Origin of the sequence: Brevundimonas sp., from assembly GCF_036677305.1 — a bacterium.
Taxonomy (GTDB): Bacteria; Pseudomonadota; Alphaproteobacteria; order Caulobacterales; family Caulobacteraceae; genus Brevundimonas.
This window is the reverse complement of the sequence record NZ_JAKFEB010000081.1, coordinates 1-2,662: the sequence shown is the minus strand read 5'-3', so window position 1 is coordinate 2,662 and position 2,662 is coordinate 1. Positions and strand designations below refer to the sequence as shown.

The 2,662-nt window shown below is 67.6% G+C and carries 5 protein-coding genes and 1 pseudogene; 1 reads left to right on the top strand and 5 read right to left on the bottom strand.

The genetic code is table 11. The annotated features are described in order from the left end of the window. Nucleotides 1-366 (top strand): annotated as a pseudogene (locus tag V6M42_RS04655) (12-oxophytodienoate reductase); the annotation flags it as partial. A 2-nt stretch (nucleotides 367-368) separates the two neighbouring features. Here V6M42_RS04655 and V6M42_RS04650 read toward each other — a convergent pair. The 5 genes from V6M42_RS04650 to V6M42_RS04630 form a co-directional block, all read right to left on the bottom strand. Beyond that, nucleotides 369-692, bottom strand: a complete 324-nt coding sequence (locus tag V6M42_RS04650) for a YbjQ family protein (RefSeq protein ID WP_332659574.1) — start codon at nucleotides 690-692, stop codon at nucleotides 369-371. A 14-nt stretch (nucleotides 693-706) separates the two neighbouring features. Beyond that, the gene (locus V6M42_RS04645; RefSeq protein WP_332677475.1) at nucleotides 707-1,222 is read right to left on the bottom strand and encodes a dihydrofolate reductase; all 516 of its coding nucleotides are present in this window, start codon (nucleotides 1,220-1,222) and stop codon (nucleotides 707-709) included. 57 nt (nucleotides 1,223-1,279) lie between these two features. Beyond that, a complete protein-coding gene (locus V6M42_RS04640) occupies nucleotides 1,280-1,951 on the bottom strand; it encodes an aquaporin (protein WP_332677473.1) in 672 nt (223 codons plus the stop codon). Between the two features lie 96 nt (nucleotides 1,952-2,047). Then, nucleotides 2,048-2,326: a hypothetical protein gene (locus tag V6M42_RS04635; RefSeq protein ID WP_332677471.1), complete on the bottom strand. Its 279-nt coding sequence runs from the start codon at nucleotides 2,324-2,326 to the stop codon at nucleotides 2,048-2,050. Further along, nucleotides 2,311-2,662, bottom strand: a 352-nt coding sequence (locus V6M42_RS04630) for a hypothetical protein (RefSeq protein WP_332677469.1), incomplete at its 5' end; no start/stop codon positions are given. The genes V6M42_RS04635 and V6M42_RS04630, both read right to left, overlap by 16 nt.

The window sequence follows — 2,662 nt, the reverse complement described above, 5'->3', positions numbered from 1 at the left end:
TGGCTGGCCCCGCTGGCCGAGGCCGGCGTCGATGTCTTCCACTGTTCGCAGCGCCGCTTCTGGGAGCCGGAGTTCGAGGGTTCGGATCTCAATTTCGCGGGTTGGACGAAGAAGGTCACCGGCCTGCCGACCATCACCGTCGGCTCGGTCGGCCTCGACGGCGAATTCATCGCGGCCTTCGGCGGCGCAGGGTCAAAGCCGGCCTCGCTGGACGGCCTGATCGAACGGCTGGAACGCGACGAGTTCGACATGGTCGCCGTCGGCCGCGCCCTGCTGGCCGACCCTCACTGGGTCGAAAAGATCCGCGACGGCCGCCTCAATGAACTGAAGGATTTCGAGCGCAGCGCCATGGCGACGCTGAGCTGAGCTCAGGCCTCGGGCTCGACCACCACGGCCGTGCCATAGGCCAGCACCTCGGTGATCCCCGGCATGATCTCGTTGGCGTCGTAGCGCATGGCCAGGATGGCGTTGGCGCCCATTTCGCGCGCATGGGCGACCAGTTCGTCATAGGCCTCCTGACGCGCCGTCTCGGCCAGTTTCACATAGACGCCGACCCGCCCGCCGAGGATCGACTGCACCCCGCCGACCATGTCGCTGATCGCATTGCGCGAGCGCACGGTGATGCCGCGCACGACGCCCAGGGTCTTCACGACCCGGTGGCCGGGAATGTCGTTTGTGGTCACGATCAGCATGGCGGTCTCCAACGTCAACGTCGTTCCAGCACCCGGAAGACGAAGGCGTGGTCGTCCTTCTCGCCGGCCGGATGCGCCTCGGACGATACTTCGACAAAGGCCGTTTCGTCGAACGCGGGGAAGACGGCGTCGCCCTCGGGCTCGGCCTCGACCTCGGTGAGATAGAGACGTTTCGCCCGCGGCAGGGCCTTCTCGAACAGCGCCGTGCCGCCGATGACGCAGATCTCGTCAACGCCGTCCTCCTCGGCCGTCTCGCGCGCGATCTCGATCGCCTCGTCCAGGGTCGTGCAGACCAGGGCCCCGCGCGCCGCAAAGGATTCGTCGCGGGACAGGATGATGTTCAGCCGGCCGGGCAGGGGTTTCAGCGGCAGGCTCTCCCACGTCCGGCGGCCCATGATGCAGGGCTTGCCGAGGGTGACGGCCTTGAACCGCTGCAGGTCGCTGCGCAGCCGCCAGGGCAGGTCGCCGTCACGGCCGATCACCCCGTTGCGGGCGCGGGCGACGACGAGGACGAGCTGGGGCAGGGGCAAGCGGGACCTCGAGGGAAGCGGACGGCGGCGCAGCGGCCGCCGCCCGTTCTTACGCGATCAGACGACGGGTTCCAGCACCTTGAAGCGGAACAGCAGCGCCCCCAGCACTGCGCCGACGGCCGGGGCCGCGAAGAATACCCAGACCTGGGTCAGCGCCTCGCCACCCTGCAGCACGGCGGGGCCGAAGCTGCGCGCCGGATTCACCGAGACGCCGGTCACCTGGATGCCGACGATGTGGATCACCGCCAGGGTGATGCCGATGGCCAGCCCCGCGAAGGCGCCGTGCTTCTGGTCGCCGCTGACGCCGAGGATCACGACCACGAAGATGGCGGTCATCACCACCTCGAAGATCATTGCGGCGTGCAGCCCGTAGCCGCCGGGCGAACCCGCGCCGAACCCGTTGGCGCCCAGGTTGGCGAAGCCCGTCTTCGCCATCATGCCGATCAGCGCCGCTCCCGCGACGGCGCCGAGGAATTGCGCGACCCAGTACAGGCCCATGTCCTTCAGCGACATCCGCCCGGCCACGAAGGCCGCCAGACTCACCGCCGGATTGACGTGGCAGCCCGACACCGGACCGATGCCATAGGCCATGGCGATAATGGCGAAACCGAAGGCCAGGGCGATGCCCAGCTGGCCCACATGATCGAACCCGCCCAGCACGGCCGCGCCGCACCCGAACAGAACCAGCACCAGCGTGCCGACAAACTCGGCCGCGAACTTGTTCACCATGGCAACCTCCCCGTTGCTACGGCCCCGCCTGTCGCGGGGTCGAGGGGACGGTGCGCCGAGTCTTGGGACGGGGCTAGGACGGGGAATTACCGGATTTCAGCGCGGGGGTTGCCGCCACTGAATCAACGCCGCCGCGATCCAGAACCCGGTCATCACTGCGAACATCACGAGGAAGTCGCTTGAGGGCGCCAGCTGGTCCAGCTCTCCGGCGGGGAAATTCGGTGAAACTCTCGCATGGAAGAGGAGGAACTCCGCTTGCCGGGCTTCAAAGCTGCGCCATTGCCAATAGAGACCAATGCAGAACAACACGGCGAGGACTGACCAGACCGCCGCGACGGGCCGGCCGGACACGAAAGACATCAGTCGCGAAGCCATTTCAGCCACTTCCTTTCCATCGCGGTCTCCAGATCGATGCCCGCCCGGTCGCAATAGATCAGCAGCATACCCAGCACATCCGCCGCCTCGTCGCCCAGCTTGCCGGCGTCTGCCATTCCGCGCGCCCGGCCGCTCATGCGCAGATGCTCGGCGGTCAGTTCGCCCAGCTCCTCCTGCACCTTCAGCAGGGCCCAGTCGGCGGAGCGTTCGATGCCGTGCTCGGCGGCGTAGATGTCGGAGATGCGCAGGACGTCGGCCTGCAGACCCTTGAGGTCGAGGGACATCAGATCGCGACCGGCGCCTTGATGTGCGGCCAGGGCTCGTAGCCCTCGAGCA

What these genes read in the sequence shown, in the direction of transcription:
- V6M42_RS04650 (WP_332659574.1), bottom strand. Translation starts at nt 692, where the DNA reads ATGCTGATCGTGACCACAAACGACATTCCCGGCCACCGGGTCGTGAAG.
- V6M42_RS04640 (WP_332677473.1), bottom strand. Translation starts at nt 1,951, where the DNA reads ATGGTGAACAAGTTCGCGGCCGAGTTTGTCGGCACGCTGGTGCTGGTT.
- V6M42_RS04635 (WP_332677471.1), bottom strand. Translation starts at nt 2,326, where the DNA reads ATGGCTTCGCGACTGATGTCTTTCGTGTCCGGCCGGCCCGTCGCGGCG.